Origin of the sequence: Streptomyces sp. AC550_RSS872 (genome assembly GCF_019049285.1) — a bacterium.
In the GTDB taxonomy this organism is placed as follows: domain Bacteria; phylum Actinomycetota; class Actinomycetes; order Streptomycetales; family Streptomycetaceae; genus Streptomyces.
Genome location: NZ_JAGMUL010000092.1, coordinates 219,511 through 245,241 on the forward strand (window position 1 = coordinate 219,511; position 25,731 = coordinate 245,241).

The following is a 25,731-nucleotide window of genomic DNA, read 5'->3' on the forward strand; positions in this document are numbered from 1 at the left end:
CAGGACGACGACGCCGGTGCCCAGCAGGCCCAGCAGGGTCCGGAGCGCGAGCGCGGTCGTCGCCGAGGCGAGGACGACGGGCGCCTCAGCCCTAAGGGACTGTTAGGACTTCGTTCGCCGTGTTGAACGGCCCTGTCGAGCCGTCGACCCTGTGTGCTTCCGGGCCGCAGACAAGGGAGTTTTCGATGGCCACACAGACCACGCCCGTGAGCGCGCAGGAGTCGCGCCGCGGTGAGCGCAGGGTCGTCAGCAACATCGTGCGCGGATCGATCGGCAACTTGATCGAGTGGTACGACTGGTACGCGTACACCGCGTTCAGCGTGTACTTCGCCGCCGCGTTCTTTCCGTCCGGCGACCAGACGGCCCAGTTGCTGAACACCGCCGCGGTGTTCGCCGTCGGCTTCCTGATGCGGCCGATCGGCGGCTGGGTGCTCGGCCGCTACGCCGACCGCCGTGGCCGCCGGTCGGCGCTGACCCTGTCGGTGACGCTCATGGCGGCCGGTTCGCTGATCGTGGCGCTGACCCCGTCGTACGGGGCGATCGGGGTCGCCGCGCCGGTCCTGCTGGTGACCGCGCGGCTGTTGCAGGGCCTGTCGGTCGGTGGTGAGTACTCGACGTCGGCCACCTATATGTCGGAGGTGGCCTCGCCCGGCCGGCGCGGCTACTACTCCAGCTTCCAGTACGTCACCCTCATCGCCGGCCAACTGACCGCGCTCGGCCTGCAAATCGTGCTCCAGCAGGTGCTCAGCGCGGCGCAGATGGAGGCATGGGGCTGGCGGGTCGCGTTCGTCGTCGGTGCGGCGGGGGCGATCGTCGTGCTGTGGCTGCGGCGCGGGATGGACGAGTCGGAGAGCTTCGAGCGCGCGGCGGCCGGGGAAGGCGACGGCAAGAGCGGCGGGCCGGCGCGCGGCAGCCTGCGGATGCTGCTGTCGTACCCCCGGCAGTGCCTGGTCGTCGTCGGGCTGACGATGGGCGGCACGCTGTTCTTCTACACGTACACCACGTATCTGCAGAAGTTCATGGTCAACACCAGCGGCATCGCCAAACCGACGGCGGCCTGGATCAACTTCTTCGCGCTGCTGGTGTTCGTGGTGCTCCAGCCGGTCATGGGGCTGCTGTCCGACCGGGTGGGCCGGCGTCCGATGCTGATCGCGTTCGGCGTGCTGGGCGCCGTGGTCGTGGTGCCCTCGCTGACGCTGCTGTCGCACACCAGCGACCCCGTGTACGCGTTCCTGCTCATGGTCGGGCCGCTGGCGGTCAGCTCCCTCTACACCTCGATCAGCGCGGTCGTGAAGGCGGAGCTGTTCCCGACCTCGATCCGGGCGCTGGGCGTCGGCCTGCCGTACGCGCTGACCGTGGCCGTGTTCGGCGGAACCGCCGAGTACGTCGCCCTGTGGTTCAAGGACGCCGGGCACGAGAGCTGGTACTTCTACTACGTCACCGCCTGTGTCCTGATTTCGCTGCTCGTCTACATTCGGATGCGCGAGACGTCCGACGGATCGCCGCTGGAGACCGAGACCCGCGATCACTGACGGAAGGGAGGCGACCGTGCGCGTGCTGCTGGCCGAAGACGACGACGGGGTGGCCGACGCCCTCACCGAGGCCCTGTACGAGCACGGTCATCTGCCCACCCGGGTGCGGCGCGGGGAGGAGGTCCTCGTCCGGCACCGGCAGGCCGACCTGCTGCTGCTCGACCTCGGCCTGCCCGATCTCGACGGCCTGGAGGTGCTGCGCAAGCTGCGTGCGGTGAGCGGCCTTCCGGTGGTGGTGCTCACCGCGCGGGGCGACGAACGGTCGGTGGTGCGCGGCCTGCGGCTGGGCGCCGACGACTACCTCGTCAAGCCGGTGCGGCTGGCAGAGCTGCTGGCCCGGATCGAGGCCGTCACCCGCCGCGCCACGACGGCCGCCGCGACCGCCGCCGCTCCGGTACCGCGCACGGTCCGCGCCGAGGACGTCGAGGTCGACCTCGACGCGCGCCGGGTGACGGTCGGCGGGGCCGAGGTGCGGCTGACCACCAAGGAGTTCGCGGTCCTCGCCGCGCTGGCTGCCAGGGCCGGTACGGCGGTCAGCCGCCAGCAGCTGATGGACGAGGTGTGGGGCGACGCCTACCTGGCCGTCTCCCGCTCGCTCGACGTCCATCTCACCCAGCTGCGGGCCAAGATCGGCCGCCCCGAGGTACTGACCACGATCCGCGGCTTCGGCTACCGGTTCGGCGGCTGAGCAGGCCAGGGCCTCGCATGCGTACCCGGGTACTGACCGTCGTCCTGGCCTTCGCCGTGCTCGCGGTGGCCGGATTCGCCGTCCCGCTGCTCGGCGTCACCGCCACCCAGCGCACCGAGCAGCTCGTCGCGGCCCGCACCGCCGACCTCGACCGCTTCGCGGGGCTGGCCGGGCAGGCCGCCGTCAGCGGCGACACCGGGGCGCTGACCGCCGAGGTCACCCGGTACACCGAGCTGTACGGCGAGGCGGTCGTGGTCGTCGACGCCCGCCGCGCCCCGGTGGCCCAGACCGGCGGCATGCGCGCGGCCGACCCGGCCGTGGCCCGCCTGGTCGACGCGGCCCTGCGCAACCAGCCCCTCTCGCCCGGGGGCACCCTGCGCCCCTGGTCACGCGGCGACAAACTGCTCGCCCGTCCGGTGGGCACCGGCACCCGGGTGTCCGGTGCCGTGGTCCTGCGTGCCTCGGTGCGGGCAGCCGCCGACGACATCGCCCTGCGCTGGGCGCTGGTCCTGGCCGGCGCGGGCCTGTTCGCCGTGGCCTGTCTGCTGCTCGCCCGCGCCGCCACCCGCTGGGTCGTACGGCCCCTGCACCGCCTGGACCGCGCGGTCGGCGCGCTCGCGGCAGGGCTGCCCGCCGAGCACGCCCGGGAAGGCGGCCCGCCCGAGCTGCGGCAACTCGCCACCGGCTTCAACCGCATGGCCGACGCCGTGTCCACCGCGCTGGAACAGCAGCGCCGCCTGGTTGCCGACACCTCGCACCAGCTGCGCAACCCGCTCGCCGCCCTGCGCCTGCGCATCGACTCGCTCCAGCCCCGCCTGCCCGACGCCGCCATCCGCACCTACACCGGCGTGACCGCCGAACTCGAACGCATGGAGCACCTCCTCGACGACCTGCTCGCCCTCGCCCACGCCGAACACCGCGCCGGCGAACTGGCCGTGACGGACGAACGGGAGGTGTGCTGCGATGCGACGGCGGTCGCCGCGGCCCAGACCCGGCTGTGGCACCCGGTGGCCGAACAGGCGGGGATCCACCTGGAGTTCTCCCCCGGTCCCGCCGTCCGCACGACGTGCGCGGAGGGCGAACTGGCCCAGCTGGCCGACATCCTGCTGGACAACGCGATCAAGTACGCCGGGAGCGGCGCCCGCGTCCGGACGCGCTGTTTCGCCGAGGGCCGGGACGCGGTGTTCGAGGTACGGGACGACGGGCCGGGCCTCGCCGAGGGCGAACTCCCCCAGGCCGGCATCCGTTTCTGGCGCTCGGAGCGTCACCGCGAGGTGCGGGGCAGCGGGCTCGGTCTGGCCATCGCCGAGCAGCTGGTGGCCGGCCGGGGCGGACGTGTCGAGTTCGCGGCGGCCGAGCCGCACGGGCTGCGGGTCCGGGTCCTCCTCCCGCGGGCCGCGCACGGGGCGCCCGCGTCGAAGGGGCGTAGGGCATGACCGGCCCCGCCCGCCGCACCGCGCTGCGCGCCGCCCTCGGCACGGCCTGCACGGCCCTGCTCGCCGGCGCCGGGACGGCCGACGCCCGGCACACGGACCGTGGCCCCGAGGGCGGGCTGCGGATCGCGACCGGCGAATCCGACGGCTTCTACGCGGCCTTCGGTCGACTGCTCGCCGACCAGGTGACGCAGGCCTACCCGCGGCTGTCCTGCGAGGTGATCCGCAGCGAGGGCAGTGTGGCCAACGTACGGCTGGTGCAGGAGCGTCGGGCCGACGTGGCGCTGGCTCTGGCCGACATCGCGTGGGCGGCGTACGCAGGTTCCGCGCCGTTCGGCCGGCGCGTCCCGCTGCGTGCGATCGGCCGGGTCTACGAGAACTACGTCCAGCTGGCCGTCCGCGCCGACGCACCGATCCGTGCCGTCGCCGACCTTGCGGGGCGCACCGTCTCGCTGGGTGCGCCCGCGTCCGGCGGCGCCGTGCTCGGCGACCGTCTGCTGCGGGCGGCGGGGCTGACGCCGGGCACCGACGTCCGCGTCCGGCATCTGCTGATGCCCGAGGCGGCGCGTGCGGTGGCGGACGGCTCCGTGGACGCCCTGCTGGTCGCGGGCGGCGTACCGCTGCCGGTGCTGTCCGGCCTCGACATCCGGCCCGGCATCCGACTGCTGCCGCTGGCCGGCCTGCTGCCCCGGCTGCGTGCCGGTACGGAACGCTCCGGATCGGGTCTGGAGGCGGTGACGGTGCCGGCCGGGGCGTACCGAGGCACGCCCGAGGTGACCACCATCGGCGTCGCCAATCTGCTCCTGTGCCGCCCCGGCCTGCCCGCGCCCGTCGCCGCCGCCCTCACTCACGTGCTGGTACGCCGGGCCACCCGGCTCGTCCCCACCACCGCCCTCGGCACGCAGTTCCTCGACGCCCGCAGCCTGATCTCCACGGGCGTGGTGCCTCTGCACCCGGGGGCGGTCGCCGCCTACCGCGAGCTGCACGGTTAGCGTCAGTGCCGCGAGGTCCGGGGCGCAGGAACGCTGTCGATGATCCAGAGCTCGCGACCTCGATCGGCCCTGGCGACCGCGGCCCGCTGGGGTGGGGCGAGCCGTTCGGTCGGGGCGTAGCGGCTGATCATGTTCGTTCTGCCGGCTCCCGGCAACGCTGACGGGTCAGCGGCGCGCACGAGCGAGCAGTGCCGCGTGAGGCAACGCCAGCCGGCCGTGCTCGTCGGCGAACTCCGCGCTGAGGGCGTCGAAGTGGCGCTTGATCTCCGCGCGCACCTGGGGTGTCTGACTCTGCACGATCCGACCGCCGGACGCCACGCCCGCCGCGGGACCGCTCCACCACTCCGCGGCGTCGGCGTGGTGGTCCCAGCGCAGGGTCTCGCAGACCGGCTCGCGCAGCCCTGCCGCCGTCATCAGGCCGGTCATGCCGCTCTCGTCGCGGGAGAAGTCGTCCTCGGGGGCCAGTCCCGAGGGCAGCTGCGGTGGACGTACCGCGCCCGCGGCCTGGATCGCGCGGCCCAGCAGGGTCTGGCCCGGTGCCGGTGGCGCCGCCCAGATCGTCACGGCGATCCAGCCGTTCGGCCGCAGGACGCGGCGCAGTTCGGCGAGGGCGGCCTTGGGCCGGCCCACGTGGTTCAGTACGAAGTTGGCCACGACGGCGTCGAATTCCCCGTCCCTGAAGGGGAGTTCGGGGAGGACGGCCACGCGCACGTCGGCCGAGGGCGCGGCTCGCACGGCCAGTTCGACCATCGTCGGCTCGGCGTCCACGGCCGTGACCCTCGCGCCGCGGGCACATGCGGCGGCCGCGACCGTCCCCGGTCCGGTACCCACATCCAGTACCCGTACGTCCGGCCCGACCCGAGCGGCGTCGAGCAACCGCGGCGCCGGATGGGCACACAGCCGGGCATAGCTGCCGGCGTAAGCGGCCCCTCGGCCGGCCCAGATCAGCCGCTCGCTCGCGTCGAAGCTCGTCATCGTCATCGTCATCGCCGGCGTCAGCGAGGCTTGTGGGCCGCGGCGAAGGCGTCGGCGGCGGTGAGGTCGAAGTCCCCGTGATCGCTGCCCAGGCCCTGGGCCACGAGGGCGGCCGCCGCGGAGCCGAGGACGGCGGCTTCGTACGGGGTGCGGCCCAGGCCCGTACCGCGGACGAAGCCGGCCGAGAACGCGTCGCCGCAGCCGGTGGTGTCGACGACGTCGATCTCGAAGGCGGGGACCTTCTCGGCGCCCTCCGGGGTGACCAGCAGGGCGCCGTCGCCGCCGCGGGTGACCGCGACGAGGCCGGCTCCGGCGGCCAGGAGCTTCCGCGCGCCCTTGGCGAGGTCGTCCTCGCCGGTGAAGCCGAGGACCTGGTCCTCGTTGGGCAGCATGTGGTCGACGAAGGGCAGCAGCGACTCGATCTGTTCGAAGCTGCCGAGCGCGCCGGGCGCGAGAAGGTCCACCGAGGTGGTCACGCCGTGTTCCTTGGCGTACGACAGGATGCGCGTGGCGGTGTCGACGCCGATCAGTTCGGGGCCGCCGAGGTGGAGGTGGTTCGCTTCGGCGAGCGCGTCCCAGGGCACGTCGTCGGGGCCGTAGGTGATGTTGGCGCCGAGGAGGTGGAGTGAGGGCCGGTCGCCGTCCGGGCGGATGGGGAGGACGCTCGCGGAGGTGGGGGTGTCCGCGCGGCGGACGAGGAAGCGGGTGTCGATGCCGGCCGCGGCGAGGAGTTGGACCAGCATGTCGCCGGTGGGGTCGGATCCGATCGCGCCGGCGCTGCTGACCGAGGCGCCGAGTTTGGCGAGGGTGAGGGCGGTTCCGCCGGCCGTCCCGGCGGCGGTCATCCTGATGTCCTCGACCAGGGCGGCGCCCTGCCCCTCGGGTATGGCCTCGACCGGCCGCACCAGCACGTCCAGCACATGCACGCCCAGCGTGACGACCTTCATCGGTTTCCCTCCTGCACGGGTGGTACGGGGTGGGTGGTGCCGTAGTTCCGGGCGAGCGCGGCCTCGATCACCGCGAGTTGCTGCTGCTCGTCGAGGACGCGGGGCCTTCCGAGGGCGGCCGCGTGCTGGTAGACACCGCACGCCCACTCCAGGAGCAGTGCGTGCTCGACCGCCTTGGCCAGCGTGGGGGCGTGGGTGAGGGCGCCGTGGCTGGCCATCAGCGCGGCGCTGCGGCCCTCCAGCGCGGTCAGTACGGACTCGGCGAGCGCCGGGGTGCCGAACGTGGCGTACGGCGCCACGCGCACCGAGCCGCCCAGGGTCAGCAACTGGTAGTGGATGCAGGGCAGTTCGTCGAGGACGCAGGACAGTGCGGTCGCCATGGGTGCGTGGGTGTGGACGACCGCGCCCGTGCCGTAGCGGCGGTAGACGCCGAGGTGCAGGTCCAGTTCCGAGGTGGGTTCGAGCGTCCCGGCCACGACGTTTCCGTCGAGGTCCACGACGGTCACCTGGTCGGCCGTCAGTTCTGCGAGCACAGCGCCCGTCGCCGTGATCGCGACCTGGTCGTCCACCCGCATGCTGACGTTGCCGGCCGTGCCGATGAGCAGCCCCTCGGCCCCCAGTCGACGGCTCGCTTCGGCCACGGCGGCGCGCTCCTGACCCAGCGCTGAGCTTGAGTCGGTCATGTACGCGACGGTAACGTAAACATGAAACAATGTCACGTTCAGCTTCGGAGGTCGCTCATGGGTGAACCCGCCGCACCGCCCGGCGGCGGTACCTGGCACGTCGCCCTGCGTCGCACTCCCCAGCAGGCGCGCAGCAAGGCACGGCTGACCCGCGTTCTGGAGGCTGCGGAGCGTGTGCTGGTCAGCGAAGGGGTCCAGGCACTGACGACGACGCGGATCGCGGCGGAGGCGCAGGTCTCGGTCGGCTCGCTGTACCAGTACCTGCCCGACCGGGACGCGATCGTCGACGCTCTCGCGGCCGGCTACTTCGCCCGGCTCGAGGCCGCCATGGACGACCTGGTCCGCGCGGCGGCGGCCGAGCGGTGGGACGACCCCGTCGCTGTGCTCATCGACGCGTACGCCGCGATCTACCGCACCGAACACGGCTTCAGGGCCCTGTGGTTCGGCAGCGGTCTGACCGAGCGGACCCGCGCCGCGGACCGTGCGCACAAGCGCCGTATGGCGGACGGCGTCCGGGGCGTCCTGCTCGCTCTCGGCCTTGCCCGGGACGACGAGACTCTCGCCCGGGCCTGCCATGCCGCGGTCCTCGCCGCCGACGCGCTCGCGCAGGAGGCGTTCCGTCGTGACCCCGAGGGCGACCCGGCCCTCCTCGCCGAGGCCAAGCTCATGCTGCGCGGGTATCTGGCCGGGGTCGCCGCCCGCGGTCCGGGGCTGCCATCCTGACGTGATGCCGGACCCCGCTCCCGTCACCCCGGACGCCCCCGCCGCCATCCGCATGCCCCTGCTCACCCAGCAGTGGCTCGACCTCGCCTTCATCCACTGGGCCGTCGAACCGGACGTCGTGGCGGGGCTGTTGCCGAGGGGGACCGTTCCGGACACACATGACGGGGTCACGTACGTCGGGCTCGTCGCGTTCCGGATGCATCGGGTCGGCTGGCTGCGGCTGCCTGGGGTGCCGTATCTCGGGACGTTTCCCGAGACCAACGTGCGCCTGTACTCCGTGGACGCGCAGGGGCGGCGCGGCGTGGTGTTCCGGTCGATGGACGCCTCGCGGCTGATCCCGGTGGTGATGGGGCGCGTCGGCTTCCGGCTGCCGTACCTGTGGTCCCGGATGACCGTCCGCGCGGCCGGCGACACCGTGACGTACACCAGCTCGCGCCGCTGGCCCGGTCCGCGCGGCGCTGCCAGCCGCATAACGGTACGCACCGGTGAACCCATCGAGGAACCCAACGAGTTGGAGCACTTTCTCACCGCGCGCTGGGGCATGCACAACGCCTTCTTCGGTGGGACCGAGCCGCTGGCTTACCTGCCCAACCACCACCCTCGCTGGCCGCTGTACCGCGCCGAGCTGATCACCTGCGAGGAGAACCTCGTCACGGCGGCCGGGCTGCCCGCCCCGAGTGACGCCCCGGTCAGCGTCCTCTACTCCCCCGGCGTCCCGGTCCGCCTCGGCCGCCCGGCACGCCCGGCGGGCATTCCCACGCCCTGATCCGCCGATCTGGCGCGTGTCGAGATCCGGAGTTCGGCGCCGACGTATTCGATGAGGGCCGGGCCGCGTTCCGCGCGGCCGGGCAGCCGGGCAGTCGGCAGACAGGCCGTCGGAACGGAGATCGATCATGTTGCTGAAGGACAAGGTAGCTGTGGTGTACGGCGCGGGCGGCGCCATCGGCGGGGCGGCGGCGCGGGCCTTCGCGGGTGAGGGAGCGCGGGTCTTCCTCGCCGGGCGTACCGCGGCGCCGCTCGACAAGCTCGCCGGGGACATCCGCGCCGCGGGCGGCACGGCCGAGACCGCCGTGGTCGACGCGCTGGACGAAGCGGCGGTGGACGCCTTCGTCGACGGGGTCGCCGAACGAGCGGGACGCATCGACGTCTCGTTCAACGCGATCGGATACGGGGACGTCCAGCAGCCGCTGATGGAGATCTCGGTAGGGGACTTTCTGCACCCCATCGCGACGGCGATGCGCTCGCAGTTCCTGACGACCCGGGCGGCGGCCCGGCACATGGCCGCGCGCGGCTCGGGAGTGATCCTCGCCTTCGGCGGCGGTGGCCCGCAGACGCTGCCGGGCCTCGGCGGCTTCAAGATCGCGCTGGACGCGCTGGAGGGACTGCGCCGCCAGTGGGCCCTGGAACTGGGCCCGCAGGGCATCCGTGTGGTGACCCTGAAGTCCGGCGGCATCCCGGAGAGCGTCCCCGACGGGTTCCCGGGCAAGGAGGCGATCAGCGACAGCCTGGTCGAGGCCACCCAGCTCGGGCGTACCGCGACTCTCACGGACGTCGGCCATGTCGCCGCCTTCGTCGCCTCCGACCTGGCCCGCACGCTCACGGCGACGGACGTGAACATCTCCTGTGGCGCGATCGTGGATTAGGCCCTGTCGTTTGGATCAGCCCGGCTGTGAGGCGCGGCTCCTTTCAGCCGACCCGAGCGGGGCCTGGTGCGTGCAGCTGCAAGGCGGAGGAGGGCACCAACGCGGAGCGTTGGCAACCGACGACAACGCCGCAGATGCACGCACCAGGCCCCGCGACGCCGGGGTGATCCAAACGACAGGGCCTAACGCACCGAGCCGCCATGGGCTCGGTCAGGCCATACGGTTCCCCGGACATCCGTCTCGCCGTCGACGTCGCTACGGCAGCAGGCCCCGGCGTCGCGCGGTGACCACTGCCGCGAAGCGCGTTCCGACGTCGAGCTTGCGCATCGCGCTGCGCAGATACGCCTTGACGGTCTCGGCGCGGAGGCCGAGGCGGTCGCCTGCTTCGGCATTGGTGCAGCCCAGGGCGATCTGGGCGAGCACGTCGAGTTCCCTCGGGGACAGCGGCGAGACAGGCTCGGACTTCGGTGCCGCGCCGAGAGCGGCCAGGCGGCGCGACGCGGCGCCCAGCCGCGCGCGGAGTTCGTCGTCCTGGACCGCCTGAGCGAGCAGCCGCAGCTCCGCGTGGAGTTCGCGGATCTCCTCGACCATGAACCGTTCCCCGACAGGCTCGCTCTGCGCGACGCGCATGAGTTGCAGACGCCGGTCGACCTCGTCCCGTACGGCGACCTCCCCGGACAGACGCCGCGAGGCGTCCACGACCTCGTCCGTCGCCCGGTCCCCGAGAGGAGTGGCGCCCCGGGTGGCGCCGTACAGCACACCGCGCACCGCACCGGCCACGACGACGGGAACGGCGACGACGGAACGGATGCCCTCCGCCAGCACCGGACCGTCGTAGTCGTGTGTGATCGACCGGTCTGCCCCATAGTCGGACACGGCGGCCGGCCGTGCACTGGCCAGGACCCGGCCGCCCAGGCCGGTCTCGGTACGGACGGCGAGACCGCGCAGCCCGGCCGTCCGGGCACCGATGCACTGCGACAGGTTCAGCACGTGTTCGCGCACCTGGCCGCCGAAGACGACCGGGATGCGCGAGCGCTGGTGGAGCGATCGAAGGGCCTGCCGGAAGGCGTCCCCGTCGTCGGGCCGCAGAGCGGTGTCCGTACTGGAGTGCATTGCCCCTGCCCCTTTCCGGGGGTAGTCGGCGCCGTGCGTGACGCGCAGCATGTGACTGCGACGCGCAGCATAAGACGCGGTAACGCCCCTGTAAAAGGCCCTGTCCATGAGAAAGGAAGTGGATTGTCGTGACGCCCCACGGTCATTCCGCCGATGTGCGGGAGAGCTCCCCCGGGCCGGCCTCGCCGGAACACCGGGTACGGGAATTGCTCGCGCTCTTCGATTCTCCGGACGCCTACGCCTCGGAATTGCTGTGCGACCGCCATCCCGAGGACGCGGTGGCCTTCACGATCGTGGACGCGGACCTGTCCGCCGAAGACCTCACGTACGGACAGCTGCGCCGTGAGTCGGCCCGTTTCGCCGCCGCGCTGGCTGATCTGGGTGTCGAGCCCGGGGACGCGGTCGCCACGCTGATGGGTAAGTCCGCCGACCTGGTCGTGGCGCTTCTGGGCATCTGGCGGCGCGGTGCGGTGCACCTGCCGCTGTTCACGGCGTTCGCCCCGCCCGCGATCGCACTCCGGCTCGGCGCCGGCCGTGCGAAGGTCGTCGTGGTCGACGCGGATCAGCGCACCAAACTCGCGCTCGGCGAGGACATGCCGGCCGATCCGCCCTGGCTGACCGTGGTCGCCGGTGACACGCCGGACGAAGGCGGCCTCTCTTTCGCCGGGCTGCTGGCCGACTACGCCGGCGACGAGCCGCAGGGCCGGCCTGTCGCCGTCGGCGGGGAGGGTCCGCTGGTCCAGCTGTTCACCTCGGGCACCACAGGTGCGCCGAAGGGAGTCCCCGTACCGGTCAAGGCACTGGCGTCCTTCCAGGCGTACCTGGAGTTCGGCCTGGACGTACGCCCCGACGACGTATTCTGGAACGCCGCCGATCCCGGGTGGGCGTACGGCCTGTACTACGCGATCCTCGGCCCGCTGGCCACCGGCACCCGCAGTCTGCTGCTGCACGCCGGTTTCAGCCCGGCTCTCACCTGGCAGGTGCTGCGCACCTACGGGGTCACGAACTTCGCTGCCGCGCCCACCGTCTACCGCAGTCTCAAGGCCGCGCCCGGCCCCGCTCCGGACGGCGTACGGCTGCGGCGTGCTTCCTCGGCCGGTGAGCCGCTCACTCCCGAGGTCGTCTCCTGGTCGCAGGAGGCTCTCGGCGTGGCGGTACGTGACCACTACGGGCAGACCGAGCACGGCATGGTGATCGTGGGCGGCTGGGCCGACACCGTGCGGGTCCCGGTTCCGCCCGGTTCGATGGGCAGGCCGCTGCCCGGCTGGTCGGCCGAGGTGCTGTACGACGACCGGGACGAACCCGCGCCGCAGGGCACCCTCGGCCGAGTGGCGATCGACGTGACCGGCAGCCCGCTGATGTGGTTCTCCGGGTACGTCGACGCGCCGGAGAAGACCGCCGAGCGCTTCAGCGCCGACGGCCGCTGGTACCTCACCGGGGACGCCGGCGCCCGGGACGCCGACGGAAACTTCTTCTTCTCCGCACGCGACGACGACGTGATCATCATGGCCGGGTACCGCATAGGCCCGTTCGACGTGGAGAGCGTGCTGGTGCAGCACGAAAGCGTCGTCGAGGCAGCCGTCGTCGGCGTGCCGGACGCGCTGCGCGGCGAGGTGCTGGAGGCATACGTCGTGCTGCGTGACCCGGCGGCGGGCGACGCCGCCCTCGCCGAGGAGCTGCAACACCTGGTCAAGCGCAGGTTCGCCGCGCACGCCTATCCCCGGACCGTGCACTTCACCGACCGACTGCCCAAGACGCCCAGCGGCAAGATCCAACGCTTCCTGCTCCGCGAGCAGCGCGCCCGGGAGGTCCGGCAGTCCTGAACCGTCGTCCGACGGCACACCCCCCACACTCCTCGTTCCATCCGCTCACTGGAGGTTCGCCCCATGCCCCGCGTACCCGTGTCCCGACTGCTGCCGACCGAGGAGGCGGCGGAGTTGCTGGAGTTGACGCGCGAGATCGCCGACGGAGCACTGGCTCCGCGTGCCGCCGAGGACGAGGCCGCCGAGCGGTTCCCGCGCGACGTCTTCCGTACCCTGGGCCGCGCCGGGCTGCTCGGACTGCCCTTTCCCGAGGAGTGGGGCGGCGCCGGACTGCCGTACGAGGTCTACCTCCAGGTTCTCGAGGAGATCTCGGCGCGTTGGGCGAGCGTCGGCATCGGCGTGAGCGTGCACGCGCTGTCCTGTTTCGCGCTGGCGAACCACGGCACGGACGACCAGCGGGAGCAGTGGCTGCCGGACATGCTCGGTGGGGACCTGCTGGGCGCTTACTGCCTGTCGGAGTCCCACGCGGGCTCCGACCCGGCCGCGATGCGCACCCGCGCCGACCGCGACGGGGACGACTATGTACTGCGCGGCGAGAAGGCATGGACCACGCACGGCGGGCACGCCGACTTCTACACCGTCATGGCACGCACCGGCGAGCACCGCAGCCAGGGCATCTCCTGTTTCCTCGTCCCGGGCGACGCGCCGAACCTGTCGGCCGACCCGCCGGAGCGCAAGATGGGTCTGACCGCGCAGGCCACCGCGACGATGCGCTTCGACGACGTCCGGGTCTCCGCCGAGCGCAGAATCGGCGCGGAGGGCCAGGGCCTGCCCACCGCGCTCGCCGGCCTCGACGCGGGACGCCTGGGCATCGCGGCCGTCGCCGTCGGGCTGGCCCAGGGGGCGTTGGACGACGCCGTGTCCTATGCGAAGGAACGGGAGGCGTTCGGGCGGCCGATCATCGACCACCAAGGGCTGGCGTTCCTGCTCGCCGACATGGAGGCGGCCGTGGAATCCGCCCGGGCGACGCTGCTGTCGGCGGCGCGACGGAAGGACGCCGGACTGCCGTACGGCCGCCAGGCCAGCATCGCCAAGCTGGTCGCCACCGAGGCCGCGATGCGGGTGACCACCGAGGCCGTCCAGGTGTTCGGCGGCGCGGGCTACACCAGGGACTTTCCCGTGGAGAGGTACATGCGGGAGGCGAAGGTCATGCAGATCTTCGAGGGCACCAACCAGATCCAGCGCCTGGTCATCAGCCGGGAACTCGCCCGCGGCCGCCGCGGGCCCGCCGCCCACGTCCTCGCCTGGGAAGGGAACCGACCGTGAACCTCACCGGAACCGCCGCCCTCGTCACCGGCGGCGCCAGCGGTCTCGGCCGCGCGACCGCCACCGAACTGCTGCGCGCCGGTGCTCATGTGGTGATCGCCGACCTGCCCTCGTCCCCCGGCAAGGCTGTCGCCGACGAACTCGCCGCCATCGGGCCCACGGTGCGCTTCGTCCCCTGCGACGTGACCGACCCCGACGACGTACAGGCAGCGGTGGACGCCGCCGCCGAGCCCGCCCCGCTCCGGACGGCCGTGACCTGCGCGGGCGTAGCGACACCCGGGCGCATGCTGTCGCGGGGCGGACCGCTCGCACTGGACGACTTCGCCCGCGTGGTCCACATCAACCTGACCGGCACCTTCAACGTCTTCCGGCTCGCCGCCCACCGCATCTCCGAAACCGAGAGCGTGGACGGCGAACGCGGAGTGCTCATCGCCACGGCGTCGGTCGCCGCGTACGACGGCCAGATCGGCCAGGCCGCCTACGCCGCCTCGAAGGCCGGCGTCGCCGGGCTGGCCCTCCCCGCCGCCCGCGAACTGGCCCAACACCACATTCGGGTGGTTGCCATCGCGCCGGGCCTCTTCGACACCCCCCTGATGGCGGGACTCCCCCAGGAGGCCCGTGACTCGCTCGGCCGACAAGTACCCCATCCGGCCCGCCTCGGCGACCCGTCCGAGTTCGCGTCCCTGGTCCGCCACATCACCGAGAACCCGATGCTGAACGGCGAGGTCATCCGCCTCGACGGCGCGATCCGTATGGCGCCCCGCTGACGGAACGAAAAAGAATTCCGTGTTCCCGGCTTTCCCCGAGGCTTTTTCTTTCAGGCGGCTATCGCTCTCCACGTGGCTGATCGACCTGTGCCCACATCCGGGGATCCCCGGTGTTTCGACCGCCGTCTGACATTCGCCCCCGTCCCCTCACACCGCAACGCCATCCATTTCCGTAGTTCCGAAGTCCCCATTCAGCCCGCCCTGTTCTGCTGAGTCAACGGAGAGTCAGATGGAGCAACAAACGACCCGCTCGACGTCCATGCGCCGTGTCGCCACCGCCAGTTGTGTCGGCACCACCATCGAGTTCTACGACTTCTTCATCTACGGCACGGCCGCCGCCCTGGTCTTCCCGCAGGTGTTCTTCCCCGCGCTCGGCAGCGCCGCCGCAACGGTCGCCTCGTTCGCGACCTTCGCCGTCGCCTTCGTCGCCCGCCCGCTCGGCGCTATCGTGTTCGGGCACTACGGCGACCGCCTGGGCCGCAAGAACACCCTCATCGCCACCCTCATGCTGATGGGGATCTCCACGGTCGTCATCGGCCTGCTCCCGGGCGCTGCCACTCTCGGCGTCGCCGCCCCCATCGCCCTGGTGGTCCTGCGCTTCCTGCAGGGCCTCGCCGTCGGCGGTGAATGGGCCGGAGCGACCCTGCTCGCCGCGGAGTACGCCCCACCAGCCAAGCGCGGGCTGTACGGGATCTTCCCGCAGCTCGGCGCGGCCATCGCGTTCGCCCTGGCCAGCGGCACCTTCCTCGCCGTCAACATAGCGCTCGGCGAGACCGACCCGGCCTTCCTCGACTGGGGCTGGCGGGTCCCGTTCCTCCTCAGCGCCGTCCTCGTCGGCCTGGGCCTGTGGGTGCGCACGGCCATCGAGGAGACCCCCGCCTTCCGCAACGCCCGCGAGCGGCAGAGCGGCGCGCCGAAGCGGGCCAAGCCGCCGATCCTCGAGGTCTTCCGTGCCCAGCCCCGCGAGGTCCTGCTCGCAGGCGGCGTGCTGACGATCGTGTTCGCGCTGTTCTACCTGGGCACCGCCTTCCTCACCAGCTACGCCACCAGCACCACCGGCGCAGGACTCGAACGCCGCACCGTCCTGATCCTCAACATCGTCGCCGCGGTCGTCTTTGCCGTGACCACGGCCGTGTCCGGAATCGTGTCCGACCGGTTCGGACGCCGAAGAGTGATCGTCACCTGCTGCGCTCTGTCGATCCCGTGGGCGCTGGTCCTCTTCCCGATCATGGACACCGGGTCGGTGTCCGGCTTCGCCGCCGGCCTCATCGGCACCCTGGCGATCTTCGGGATCGCCTACGGCCCGATCGGCGCCTACCTGCCCGAGATGTTCCACACCCGTTACCGCTACACCGGCGCCGGGATGGGCTACAACCTCGGGGGCGTCCTCGGCGGAGCCGTCTCACCGCTCCTCGCGGCCGAGCTCGTCGGCAGCTACGGCGGCTACGCCGTGGGCCTCATGATCGCCGCGCTCGGGCTGGTCAGTCTGGTCAGCGTCCTCGCTCTCGGCGAGACCAAGAACCGCGCCGTCCACGCGGCACCGGACACCACCACCGACTCCACGGACAGGCTCACCCCCGCCTGACCCACGGTGACTCCCTGCCCGGCACCCGGCCGCCGTCCTTCGTGGTCCGGCCGGGCAGGGCAACCGCAGCTCCAGAATCCGGACCGTTCCGTTCGTCGCCACGACGCGACGGTGACGACACGTCAGCACGGTCCGGACACCACAGAACCTGCAAACGCCTACGCAAGCGCCGAAACTGGGAAACAAGCCCCTCACTTGAGCCTGACGAGGCGTCAGAAAAGTTGCATTAGGTCAGCAGGAGTCCTGCCACAGCCGCCCACAGACAGCCACGCCGAGGAATCGCCAACCGCACCGGCCTGGGCAAGCCGGCTGTTTGGACGCCTTCCGGCAAGCAGGTGGAAGGCCGTGGGAATTACCCGACCACCTTCCGCCCTGCGACCACCAACGCTGAGCGTTTCCGCAGTTCAGCGCACTCTCCCCCGCGGTTTCAACGGCACCGACGGCAATTCCGGTGCGGGCAGTGGCGCCCCGTCGTACATCGCGTGGACCACCGAGTCACGCCATTGGCCAGACTTGTTGATGTGGCTGCGGATGATGCCTTCCTCGACCACGCCCGCCGCCGTCATCGTCTTCGCCGAGGCTTCGTTGTGTGGAGAGCGTGCCCCCCCCCAGATGCGGTGCAGGTCGAGTTCCTCGAACCCGAGCCCGAGGAGAAGGCGGAGGCAGAGCGGGGAGCAGACATCTGGTGGAACTTCATGCCAGCGTGCGATGACTGCAATCGATGGAAGACGGGCGCTGAGCGCGCAACTTAGGGCGTGTCCTCAGCGGCGCGGTCAACGACGCCGACGTCGCAGTCGCCGACCGAGCTCGCCGAGGAGGGCCCGGACCGGAATGACCAGTCCGGGCCCCGAGAGCACGTCCGGAGATCAGGCGCCGCTACGGCGTCTTCTCACCGTCAGCCGGCGCGGCGCCTCGTCCGCATCAGCAGCAGGAAGCCGGCCATGAGGAGCACTGCTCCGGCCGCGGCCGGCCACAGCGTGGTGCCCGTCTCGGCGAGGTCCCCGACCGCCTGCGGCTCCGTACCCGAACCGCCGCCGGACTGCTCGCCGCCTGCGGCGGGCTGCGTCTGGGCGGGAGTGCTGCCCGCGTCGGCGCCGTCGTCCTTCGAGCCGTCCTGTGCCTGGGCGTCGGCGTCCGCGGTGGGCGACGGGGTGCCGTAGGCCTTGGGCGCCACCGTGCTCGACACGGTGGGCTTGTCGTCCTTCGCCGGGTCGGTCGCGGGTGCCTCGGCCTCGGGCTCGTCGGTCTTGGGCTCGTCGGTCTTGGGCTCCTCGGTCGCGGGCGCCTCGGTGGCGGGATCCTCCGTCGCGGGCTGCTCGGTCGCCGGGGCCTCGGTCGGCTTGTCGCCTCCGTCGCCGGGCTCCGGGTCGTCGTTACCGCCCGGCGGGGTGGTGGGAGCCTCGGTCGGCGGCTGAGTCGGCTCCTCCTGGCCCGGGTCATCGCCGGCGTCGGCGCCGACGCCGCACTTACGGCCCTCGTTGATGCAGTCGACCATCTCGCCCATCAGGTCCTCGTCGAAGACGTTGATGAAGTCGCCGTGGTCGGTGACCGGCTTGTGCAGCTGCTCCGGGAAGGTGTCGACCGCGAACAGCGGGGTCGTACGGCCGCCGTCCTGGAGGCTCGGCGCGTCGACGTCGTACACGATCCGCTGCACCAGCTGCGGAATGGCCTTGAAGCCGTTCGCGCAGCTGCCGTCGGCCGCCGCGAACGCCACGTGGGTGCGGTGGTTGGCGCTGTCGATGTTCTGTCCGTCCCAGCAGCTCTGGAACTTGAAGGTGCGCACCACGTCGCTGCCCTGCGGGCACAGCGGGTACTTGTCCTTCAGCTGCCGGTCCTCGAACCCGGTGCAGCTCCAGGAGGCGTTGGCGTTGGCGGTGCCGTTGACGAACGCCTTGGCGTCGCCGGTGATGATGCGCAGCAGCCGCGGCATCTCGGTGACCTTGCTGCGCGGGTTGCCCACGAAGTTCAGCGTCACTTCCTTGGGAGTGACGATCTCACCGGCGTTGCCCTCGATGCCGCCGCCGGGCGAGTTGGCGTCCTGTTCCTGCGTTCCGTTCTGCAGACGGATCACGGGCCAGTAGTAGGTGGACTTGTCGCCCTGGTCGACGCAGCTCGTCTCGGCGTTCGCCAGGTCCTCGTCGCTCGCGAAGGCGTCGTTGGACTGGTTGCCGATGTAGTCGTGGAAGTGGTGGGCGCCGTTGGAGACGCCGGGGGCCACGATCACGTTGTCCGAGTTGAACAGGCCGTTCTCGTTGACGCCGCAGCTGGTGGCGAAGGTGCCGCGGGAGGCGTCGGAGGTCAGGGCCGGGCTCGGCACGTTCGGCTGCACGGACTTGATGTCCACGTAGTCCGCGGCGACGGGGCCGTTGCCGGCCTGGCCGCCGTTGCCGGGCTGTTGTCCGCCCTGCTCGGCACCGTCCTGGCCCGCGCCGTCCTGGTTGTCGCCGCCCTCCTGGCCGCCGGAGCCGCTCTCCTGGCCGCCGGAGCCGCTCTCGGCGGCGCGCAGCGTGCAGGCGGCGAGGGACTCCAGACCCTCGGGCCGGTCGCCGGCGCGGTCGACAGCGATGGCGATCCGCTCGATCGTCGCGGCGCGCTTCTCCTTCAGCGGATTCATGATCGCGTTGTCGGCGAAGCCGGCGTCCTGCTGGATGGCCTGGGCCGACTCCTGCAACCGCTGGTAGGCGTCGGCGATCTGCTGGTCCAGGAGCGCGAGTTCCTTGGCGACGTCCTCCTTCGCCGTGTCCGGCACGGCCGTCAGTTGGCTGCCCACGTCCGGGCAGTCGATCGTGCCGGCCGGTGAGGACAGCGTCCGAACGGGGTCCGGGCCACCGTCCTCGGTCGCCGAGGCGTAGACGTTGGCCGCAACCAGGCCGCCGCCGCCCAACATCAGCGCGACCGCTGCAAAGGTCGCGCGCCGTGCGCCCGTGGGGCGTCTTCGCGTGCTGCGTCCCAAGGAAGTACTCCTACGCCTCGTGGTCGGTCGGGGCATGAAAATCCCCCGGTCCTATACGGAGACGGGCCGCGTGGTGTTCAAACGCCTCACGGATTCACAGAAATTTCTCACAGGGAGGGTAAACACCCTGGTGGGTACGGGGTGTTGCGGTCCAGGTCAGTCCATCAGGCCTGCGGCGAGCGTCGCTCCCAGCTCCCAGCACGCCTCGGTGTCGGTCCTGGCGGGTTCGCCCGTGACGGTCACCGGTTTCGCCGTACGGCGCCAGCCGAGGCCCGTTGTGATCGACTCGATCGCGCGTACCGCTCCGGTGACGTCGCTGCCGCCGTGGACGTAGTAGCCGAAGGGCCGGCCCTGTGTCGCGTCCAGGCACGGGTAGTAGACCTGGTCGAAGAAATGCTTGAGGGCTCCGGAGATGTAGCCGAGGTTCGCCGGAGTGCCGAGGAGGCAGGCGTCGGCGGCGAGCACGTCACTGGCCGTGGCCGACAGCGCCGGTCTCCGCACGACCTCGACGTTCTCGATCTCCGGCGCCGTGGCGCCGGAGATGGCGGCTTCGAGCAGGGCCTGGCAGTTGGGCGACGGTGTGTGATGCACGATCAGCAAGGTGGGCACATCCGAACCCTGCCGGTGCGCTGCCGCACGATGCAACCCTGACGGTCGGGGGTGTCGCCCTCACTGGTCGGGAGCCGCGGAGCTGATCCGGGCGACCGCGGCCGACAGATGTTCCTGCACATCGTCGGGCAGGGCGTCGCCTTTGACCGCGGTGACCAGGTCACCGGCCAGGTGGTGCAGTTTGGTGTTGGTGTTCTGGGAGGCCGTGACCAGGACCGTCCAGGCCTCCTCGGAGCTCAGGCTGAAGGAGGCCATGAGGATGCCGCGGGCCAGGTCGATGGTCGGCCGGGTCTGCATGGCGCGTCGCAGTTGGGCGACTTCGATCCGCAGGTCGTGATCGGCGTACTCGGAGGGTTCCTGGTCCGGGGCCGCGGTGCCGAACAGCGGGTGCGTGCCGGTCAGGGTGAGCAGGCGGTCAACTGCCGTACTGGTGGCGTGGATGATGACCGTCTTGGACTGCTCCAGGGCACGGTGGCGCAGGTGGAGCAGGATGTTGAGGGCGGAGCAGTCGCAGAAGGACACGCCCTCCAGATCCAGGTCGATGCCACGGACCGAGCGGTTCAGGGCGTGGCGCAGGACGCCTCGGAAGCGCTCACTGGCGTCGAGGTCGAGTTCCCCGGAGACCGTCACCCGCACCCTGTCCCCCTCCGTGCGGGCTGTGGTGACCAGCGCGCACGGCGGGGTCACCGCCGGCGTGCCTTCGGTGTTCGCAGAGGACGCGAGCTCCGGCATGACCGCCTCTCCCTCAGGTGCTGCTCCCCGTCGTCCGTACCAGAGTGAACCCGAACGGCCGAACACGTCAACAGATACATGAAATGCAGTGCGTGTTTTTGTATACGTGAACACTCAGTCGTAGGGTTGGTCCATGGACGGAGTCCCTGAGCCGCACACTGGATGGACGTTCCTCACCAACCATGCCCGCGTGTTGGCGGCCATCGCCGACAACCCGAACGTGCGTATCCGGCATATCGCGGCGCACTGCCGCCTCACGGAGCGCGCCGTTCAGAAGATCATTTCCGATCTGGAGCGGGACGGCTATCTTTCGCACACCCGTGAGGGGCGCACCAACACCTACCGGATCGACCCTGCCAAGGTGCTGCGGCACCCCGCAGAGGCCCGGCTGAAGGTGGCTGAGCTGCTCTCACTCCTCGTCCGGGCCGAGGCCGACCGCAGCACCGCCGCCCCGCAGCAGCAAGGGGGCGGCGATCACCGGGCGGCGGAGGTCAGCACAGGACGCGCAGTGCGCCCGGCAGGACCCTGACCGTGACCGGGAGGGTCGCCTCGACCTCGCCGTCCGCGCCGTAGGGCACCGCCCGGTCGGCCGCGATGCGGATCTCCTTGCCGCGCAGGATCCGGACCTGGGGGCGGTGGACGTGGGCACCCGTCTTGAGGTCGTTCATCAGGGCGAAGAACAGCCGGCGCGGCGCCTCGCGGATCAGCACTATGTCGAGCAGGCCGTCGTCCACGCGGGCGTCGGGGGCGATGCGGCGGCCGGAACCGTAGTAGCCGGAGTTGGCGGCCACGACCGTGTAGCCGGTGTGCAGGTGTTCCTGGCCGTCGACGGTGACCCGGTAGCGGGCGGCGCGCCAGGTGGTGACGGCTCGCAGGCCGCCCGCGTAGTAGGACGCCGCGCCGCGCAGCAGGGTGGAGTTGTTGGCGTGGCGGTTGGCCAGGGCGTCGACGCCGGCGTACACGCTGCCGAGGACCACCGTGCGGTGGTGGACGGCCGATTCGACTTCGACGGTGTCGACCCGACGGGGCTCGTGGTGGAGCAGCACCTGTGCGAGTGCTGCCGGGTCGGTGGGCAGGTCCAGCGCCCGCGCGAAGTCGTTGCCACGGCCGGCCGGGACGAGCCCGAGCAGGGCGTCGGTGCCGCTGAGGGCGCCACCGATGCCTCCGGCGATGCCGTCGCCGCCGACGGCGAGCACCACCCGGCCCCGCTCCCCGGCGTCCCGGGCGAGCTCCCGGGCGTGTTCGAGGCTGCGGCTGTACTCGGTCTCCAGCTCGGCCCCGGCCTCCCGCAACGGCCGGGCCACCTCCAGCAGGGCGGCAGCTGAGGCCGATCCCCCGGCCGTGGGGTTGACGATGGCGGTGAACTGTCGCATCGATGTGCCTTTCGGGCCCGTGAGGTGGGGTCAGTCGAGGGGCAGCAGGACGCCGGGGTTGAGCACGCCCGCCGGGTCCAGCCGTCGTTTCACGGCACGCAGCGCCTCGATGCCCAGGGGGCCCGCCTCGCGGACGTACCAGTCGCGGTGGTCGGTGCCCACGCCGTGGTGGTGGGTGATCGTGCCGCCCGCGCCGAGGATCGCCTCGTTGGCGGCGTGCTTGGCCCGCTCCCAGTGCGCCACCGGGTCGTCGCCCTGCGCCGAGACCACGGTGAAGTACAGCGAGGCGCCGTTCTCGTAGACATGGGAGATGTGGCACATGATCAGCGGCGGGGTGCCGGTCTCGGTGAGCGTGGCGGTCAGGGCGTCGCGGACGGACGCGTACAGCTCGGGGACTCGTGACCAGAACGTCGCCGTCTCCAGTGTCTCCGCGAACGCCCCCGCGTCCAACAGGGCGTCCCGCAGGTAGGGGGCCGAGTAGCGGCCGTGCGCCCAGCGCCGTCCCGGTTCCTCGCCCAGCGGGGTGCCGCCGCAGTCGCGCAGGACGGCCGCGGCACGCTCCCTGCGGTGGGCGGTGTCCTCGTGAGTGCCTTCGTAGCCGGTGATCGCCATGCATCCGGCCGCGGACTCCAGCCCGGCGCCGATCGCGTCGGGCTGGGCCAGGCCGACGAGGGTCTCGGTCTCGTCGGACAGCCGCAGCACCGTGGGGCGGGGCCCGTCCTGGGCGAGGCGGCGCAGCGCGGCGGCGCCCTCCTCGAAGGAGGCGAAGCGCCAGCCCTCGTACACACGGGCCTGCGGGACCGGGCGGATCCGGACCGTGACGGACGTGATGACGCCGAACGCCCCTTCCGAACCGAGCAGGAGCTGACGCAGATCGGGTCCGGCCGCCGAGCTCGGGGCGCGGCCCGTGTCGATGGTGCCCTCGGGGGTGGCGAGGGTCAGGCCGAGGACCATCTCGTCGAAGCGGCCGTAGCCGGCGGACGCCTGGCCGCTGGAGCGGGTGGCGGCGAATCCGCCGATGGTGGCCCACTCGTAGGACTGGGGGAAGTGGCCGAGGGTGAAGCCGTGTTCGGCCAGCAGCGCCTCGGCCTCGGGGGCGCGCAGGCCGGGCGCCAGGGTGGCGGTGCGCGAGACCGGGTCGAGGGCGAGCAGTTGGTTCATGCGCCGCAGGTCCAGCGCGACGAAGGGGCCGCGGCGACCGGGGGCGAGACCGCCGACGACGGACGTACCGCCGCCGAACGGGACCACCGGCAGGCCGTGTTCGGCGCAGGCGCGCAGTACGGCGACCACCTCGGCGTGGTCGGCGGGGAGCACGACGGCCGCGGGGAGGTCGTCGACCTCGCCGTCGCGGATCCGCAGCAGGTCGGGGGTGGACTTGCCGCGGGTGTGCCGGATGCGTGTGTCCGCGTCGGTGCGAACGTGCTCCTCGCCGCCGACCGCGGTGAACAGGGCCTGGTGTGCGGCGGGTTCGAGCCCCGGCTGGGGTACGGCGATGTCCTCGAGGTCGACCGGCCCGGCGGTGCGCGGCTTGACGCCGAGCAGATCGCGCAGCAGCCCGGTCACGGTCTCGGGCAGCGGCGCCGCCTTGGCCGGGTCGCCCCAGCCGCTCCACAGCATGTCCATGGCTGTCGTCCTCACCGGTCGATTCGAGCGATGCCGTGTCCCGGACGGCCTCGCAGGCGTTACACTGTGACACATGACGCCTATTCGTCACAACCACTCGGACAGCGATGCGGTGCTCGACGCGGTGCGCGACTGCGTCCTGGCCGTCGGAGTCCGCCGTACGACGCTGACCGACGTCGCCCGCCGCGCCGGGGTCTCCCGGATGACGCTGTACCGCCGGTGGCCGGATGTGCGGTCCCTGGTGGGGGACCTGATGACGCGGGAGTGGGTCGCGGTGGCCACCGGGGCCATGCCCGAGCGGCGGCCGGGGGCGGACGCGCGCGCCCTGATCGTCGACGGGCTGGTGGCCGGAGTGCGGGCCTTCCGCGCCCATCCCCTCTTCCGGAAGATCGTCGACGTCGACCCGGAACTGCTCCTCCCCTACGTCCTCGACCGCCGTGGCGCGAGCCAGGAGGCGCTCATCGCGCTGCTCGCCGACGCCGTGCGCGAAGGCCACACCGACGGCTCGGTGCGCGCCGGTCATGCCGAACGGCAGGCGCGGGCCCTGCTGCTGATCGTGCAGTCCTTCACGCTGTCCCTGCGGACCATGACCGACGAGGACGACGCCGACCTGCGCAGCGAGGCCTTCCTGGCGGAACTGCGCAGCATCCTGGAAAGGACCCTCACGCCATGAGCCCCGCCACTGCCCCGGTCCCCGAGCCGGTTCCCGGAGCCTCGCTGTCCGCCGCCCGGCGCTCGCGTGAACTCGCCGAGACGGTCGGCGGTCCCGTCGTGGACGTCCTGGTCGTGGGGCTGGGCGCGACCGGCGCCGGGGCCGCGCTGGACGCCGCGGCCCGCGGGCTGACGGTGGCCGCCGTCGACGCCCACGACCTGGCTTTCGGCACCTCGCGGTTCAGCAGCAAGCTCATCCACGGCGGACTGCGCTATCTCGCCTCCGCCCAGCTCGACGTGGCCCACGAGAGCGCGGTCGAGCGGGGCGTGCTGATGGAGCGCACCGCGCCGCATCTGGTCCGCGCCCAGCCCTTCGTGCTGCCGTTGACGCCCCTGGTCTCCCGCGGTCAGTCGGCGCTGGCCTGGGCCGGGTTCCGGGCCGGTGACGCCCTGCGCCTGGCGGCCCGCACGGCCCGCGCCACCCTGCCCGCCCCGCGCCGGCTCTCCGCCGTGGAGACCCGGCATCTGGCGCCCGCCCTGCGCACCCAGGGCCTGCGCGGAGGCCTGCTGTCCTGGGACGGCCGGCTCACCGACGACGCCCGCCTGGTGACCGCCGTCGCCCGCACCGCCGCCGCACACGGCGCGCGCATCCTGACCCGGGTCAGGGCGCTGGAGCTCACCGCGTCCGGAGCCCGCGTACGGGACGAACTCACCGGCGAGGAGGGCGAGATCAGGGCCCGCGCCGTGATCAACGCGTCCGGTGTCTGGGCGGGCGACCTGGTGGACGGCATCCGGATCCGCCCCTCCCGCGGCACCCACCTCGTCCTGCGCTCGGACCGGCTCGGTCCCCTGCCCGCGGGGATGCACGTGCCGGTCCCCGGCGAGACCAACCGCTTCGTCCTCGTGCTGCCCCAGGGCGACGGCCGGGTCTACGTCGGGCTCACCGACGAGCCCGTCGAGGGCGGCATTCCCGACGTTCCCGAGGTACCCGAGACGGACATCGGTTTCCTCCTCGACGTCCTCGGCTCCGTCCTCGACGTCCCGGTCCAACGCGACGACGTCGTGGGTGCGTTCGCCGGACTGCGCCCCCTGCTCGACACCACCCCTCAGGGGGGCTCCGGCGCCGCCCCGCGCACCTCCGACATCTCCCGTCGGCACGCGGTCCTCACTTCGCCGGACGGTGTGATCACCGTGGTCGGCGGCAAGCTCACCACCTACCGGCGCATGGCCGAGGACGCCGTGGACGCCGCTGTCACCACCCGTCGGCTCACCGCCGGCTCCTCGCCCACCGCCGGCCTCCCCCTCGTCGGCGCCGCGTCCCCCGGCACGCTCGGCTCCCTCCGGGCGCCGCGCCGCCTGGTCCAGCGCTACGGCACGGAAGCACCGGCCGTCCATGCCCTCGCCGGGCGCGATCCCCGGCTGGGCGAACCCGTACTGCCCGGGCATCCCGTCACCGGCGCCGAACTACTGTGGGCCGTACGCCACGAGGGCGCCCTGGAAGAGGCCGATCTGCTGGACCGGCGGACCCGGATCGGACTGGTGCCCGCCGATCGCGCGGCAGCGCTGGACGCCGTACGCGACGTGCTGGGCGAGGTGTCGGCGCCGGTCGGTGAGGTGTAG

Annotated in this window: 23 protein-coding genes; 14 read left to right on the top strand and 9 right to left on the bottom strand. The window is 72.2% G+C overall.

Features of this window, described 5'->3' with window-relative positions:
- Window positions 1-185 precede the first annotated feature (185 nt).
- Genes KUM44_RS30640 through KUM44_RS30655 form a run of 4 tightly spaced genes read left to right on the top strand, consistent with a single transcriptional unit; the run spans window position 186 to window position 4,645 of the window.
- Complete coding sequence (locus tag KUM44_RS30640) at window positions 186-1,532, top strand: MFS transporter (RefSeq protein ID WP_217213002.1); 1,347 nt, start codon at window positions 186-188, stop codon at window positions 1,530-1,532.
- A gap of 16 nt (window positions 1,533-1,548) precedes the next feature.
- Window positions 1,549-2,220: a response regulator transcription factor gene (locus KUM44_RS30645; RefSeq protein ID WP_217213003.1), complete on the top strand. Its 672-nt coding sequence runs from the start codon at window positions 1,549-1,551 to the stop codon at window positions 2,218-2,220.
- A 17-nt stretch (window positions 2,221-2,237) separates the two neighbouring features.
- The gene (locus tag KUM44_RS30650) at window positions 2,238-3,656 is read left to right on the top strand and encodes a HAMP domain-containing sensor histidine kinase (protein ID WP_217213004.1); all 1,419 of its coding nucleotides are present in this window, start codon (window positions 2,238-2,240) and stop codon (window positions 3,654-3,656) included.
- The gene (locus KUM44_RS30655) at window positions 3,653-4,645 is read left to right on the top strand and encodes a TAXI family TRAP transporter solute-binding subunit (RefSeq protein WP_217213005.1); all 993 of its coding nucleotides are present in this window, start codon (window positions 3,653-3,655) and stop codon (window positions 4,643-4,645) included. The genes KUM44_RS30650 and KUM44_RS30655 overlap by 4 nt, the downstream gene beginning before the upstream one ends.
- A 165-nt stretch (window positions 4,646-4,810) precedes the next feature.
- Here the strand turns inward: KUM44_RS30655 and KUM44_RS30660 are convergent, their stop codons facing one another.
- The 3 genes from KUM44_RS30660 to KUM44_RS30670 are packed head-to-tail and all read right to left on the bottom strand — an operon-like array spanning window position 4,811 to window position 7,250.
- Complete coding sequence (locus tag KUM44_RS30660) at window positions 4,811-5,620, bottom strand: class I SAM-dependent methyltransferase (protein WP_217213006.1); 810 nt, start codon at window positions 5,618-5,620, stop codon at window positions 4,811-4,813.
- Between the two features lie 20 nt (window positions 5,621-5,640).
- The gene (locus KUM44_RS30665; protein WP_217213007.1) at window positions 5,641-6,567 is read right to left on the bottom strand and encodes a carbohydrate kinase family protein; all 927 of its coding nucleotides are present in this window, start codon (window positions 6,565-6,567) and stop codon (window positions 5,641-5,643) included.
- Entirely contained in the window at window positions 6,564-7,250 is a 687-nt protein-coding gene (locus KUM44_RS30670; RefSeq protein WP_217213008.1) for a class II aldolase/adducin family protein, read from the bottom strand. The genes KUM44_RS30665 and KUM44_RS30670 overlap by 4 nt, the downstream gene beginning before the upstream one ends.
- Before the next feature lie 57 nt (window positions 7,251-7,307).
- On the opposite strand from KUM44_RS30670, the gene KUM44_RS30675 reads away from it, so the two are divergent.
- The 3 genes from KUM44_RS30675 to KUM44_RS30685 all read left to right on the top strand — a co-directional run bounded on the left by KUM44_RS30675 (window position 7,308) and on the right by KUM44_RS30685 (window position 9,616).
- On the top strand, window positions 7,308-7,973 hold the full coding sequence (locus tag KUM44_RS30675) for a TetR/AcrR family transcriptional regulator (protein ID WP_217213009.1): 666 nt from the start codon (window positions 7,308-7,310) through the stop codon (window positions 7,971-7,973).
- 4 nt (window positions 7,974-7,977) lie between these two features.
- Window positions 7,978-8,739 carry a YqjF family protein gene (locus KUM44_RS30680; RefSeq protein ID WP_217213010.1) on the top strand — a complete coding sequence of 254 codons (762 nt, stop codon included), beginning with the start codon at window positions 7,978-7,980 and terminating at the stop codon, window positions 8,737-8,739.
- A 127-nt stretch (window positions 8,740-8,866) separates the two neighbouring features.
- Entirely contained in the window at window positions 8,867-9,616 is a 750-nt protein-coding gene (locus KUM44_RS30685) for an SDR family NAD(P)-dependent oxidoreductase (RefSeq protein WP_217213011.1), read from the top strand.
- A gap of 255 nt (window positions 9,617-9,871) precedes the next feature.
- Here the strand turns inward: KUM44_RS30685 and KUM44_RS30690 are convergent, their stop codons facing one another.
- Entirely contained in the window at window positions 9,872-10,729 is an 858-nt protein-coding gene (locus tag KUM44_RS30690; protein ID WP_217213012.1) for a LuxR C-terminal-related transcriptional regulator, read from the bottom strand.
- A 128-nt stretch (window positions 10,730-10,857) separates the two neighbouring features.
- Here KUM44_RS30690 and KUM44_RS30695 point away from each other — a divergent pair, with 128 nt between their 5' ends.
- From KUM44_RS30695 to KUM44_RS30710, 4 genes are all read left to right on the top strand, one after another.
- The gene (locus KUM44_RS30695) at window positions 10,858-12,552 is read left to right on the top strand and encodes an AMP-binding protein (RefSeq protein WP_217213013.1); all 1,695 of its coding nucleotides are present in this window, start codon (window positions 10,858-10,860) and stop codon (window positions 12,550-12,552) included.
- Window positions 12,553-12,615: 63 nt separating this feature from the next.
- Window positions 12,616-13,818, top strand: a complete 1,203-nt coding sequence (locus KUM44_RS30700; protein ID WP_217213014.1) for an acyl-CoA dehydrogenase family protein — start codon at window positions 12,616-12,618, stop codon at window positions 13,816-13,818.
- Window positions 13,815-14,585 carry an SDR family NAD(P)-dependent oxidoreductase gene (locus KUM44_RS30705; protein ID WP_217213015.1) on the top strand — a complete coding sequence of 257 codons (771 nt, stop codon included), beginning with the start codon at window positions 13,815-13,817 and terminating at the stop codon, window positions 14,583-14,585. The genes KUM44_RS30700 and KUM44_RS30705 overlap by 4 nt, the downstream gene beginning before the upstream one ends.
- A 229-nt stretch (window positions 14,586-14,814) precedes the next feature.
- Entirely contained in the window at window positions 14,815-16,170 is a 1,356-nt protein-coding gene (locus KUM44_RS30710; protein WP_217213016.1) for an MFS transporter, read from the top strand.
- Between the two features lie 895 nt (window positions 16,171-17,065).
- Here the strand turns inward: KUM44_RS30710 and KUM44_RS30715 are convergent.
- The 3 genes from KUM44_RS30715 to KUM44_RS30725 all read right to left on the bottom strand — a co-directional run bounded on the left by KUM44_RS30715 (window position 17,066) and on the right by KUM44_RS30725 (window position 20,464).
- Complete coding sequence (locus KUM44_RS30715; protein ID WP_254390365.1) at window positions 17,066-19,057, bottom strand: DUF1996 domain-containing protein; 1,992 nt, start codon at window positions 19,055-19,057, stop codon at window positions 17,066-17,068.
- 222 nt (window positions 19,058-19,279) lie between these two features.
- A complete protein-coding gene (locus KUM44_RS30720) occupies window positions 19,280-19,732 on the bottom strand; it encodes a flavodoxin family protein (protein ID WP_217213018.1) in 453 nt (150 codons plus the stop codon).
- Window positions 19,733-19,792: 60 nt separating this feature from the next.
- A complete protein-coding gene (locus tag KUM44_RS30725; protein ID WP_217213019.1) occupies window positions 19,793-20,464 on the bottom strand; it encodes an anti-sigma factor antagonist in 672 nt (223 codons plus the stop codon).
- A 133-nt stretch (window positions 20,465-20,597) separates the two neighbouring features.
- On the opposite strand from KUM44_RS30725, the gene KUM44_RS30730 reads away from it, so the two are divergent.
- Window positions 20,598-20,993, top strand: a complete 396-nt coding sequence (locus tag KUM44_RS30730) for a helix-turn-helix domain-containing protein (RefSeq protein ID WP_217213020.1) — start codon at window positions 20,598-20,600, stop codon at window positions 20,991-20,993.
- Here the strand turns inward: KUM44_RS30730 and KUM44_RS30735 are convergent.
- Both KUM44_RS30735 and KUM44_RS30740 read right to left on the bottom strand, forming a co-directional pair.
- Window positions 20,956-21,837, bottom strand: a complete 882-nt coding sequence (locus KUM44_RS30735) for a YegS/Rv2252/BmrU family lipid kinase (protein ID WP_217213021.1) — start codon at window positions 21,835-21,837, stop codon at window positions 20,956-20,958. The two genes, KUM44_RS30730 and KUM44_RS30735, sit on opposite strands and share 38 nt — an antisense overlap.
- Window positions 21,838-21,867: 30 nt before the next feature.
- Window positions 21,868-23,460: an FAD-binding oxidoreductase gene (locus KUM44_RS30740; RefSeq protein WP_217213094.1), complete on the bottom strand. Its 1,593-nt coding sequence runs from the start codon at window positions 23,458-23,460 to the stop codon at window positions 21,868-21,870.
- 73 nt (window positions 23,461-23,533) lie between these two features.
- On the opposite strand from KUM44_RS30740, the gene KUM44_RS30745 reads away from it, so the two are divergent.
- The gene (locus KUM44_RS30745) at window positions 23,534-24,133 is read left to right on the top strand and encodes a TetR/AcrR family transcriptional regulator (protein ID WP_217213022.1); all 600 of its coding nucleotides are present in this window, start codon (window positions 23,534-23,536) and stop codon (window positions 24,131-24,133) included.
- Entirely contained in the window at window positions 24,130-25,731 is a 1,602-nt protein-coding gene (locus tag KUM44_RS30750; protein ID WP_217213023.1) for a glycerol-3-phosphate dehydrogenase/oxidase, read from the top strand. Before KUM44_RS30745 ends, KUM44_RS30750 begins: the two co-directional genes overlap by 4 nt.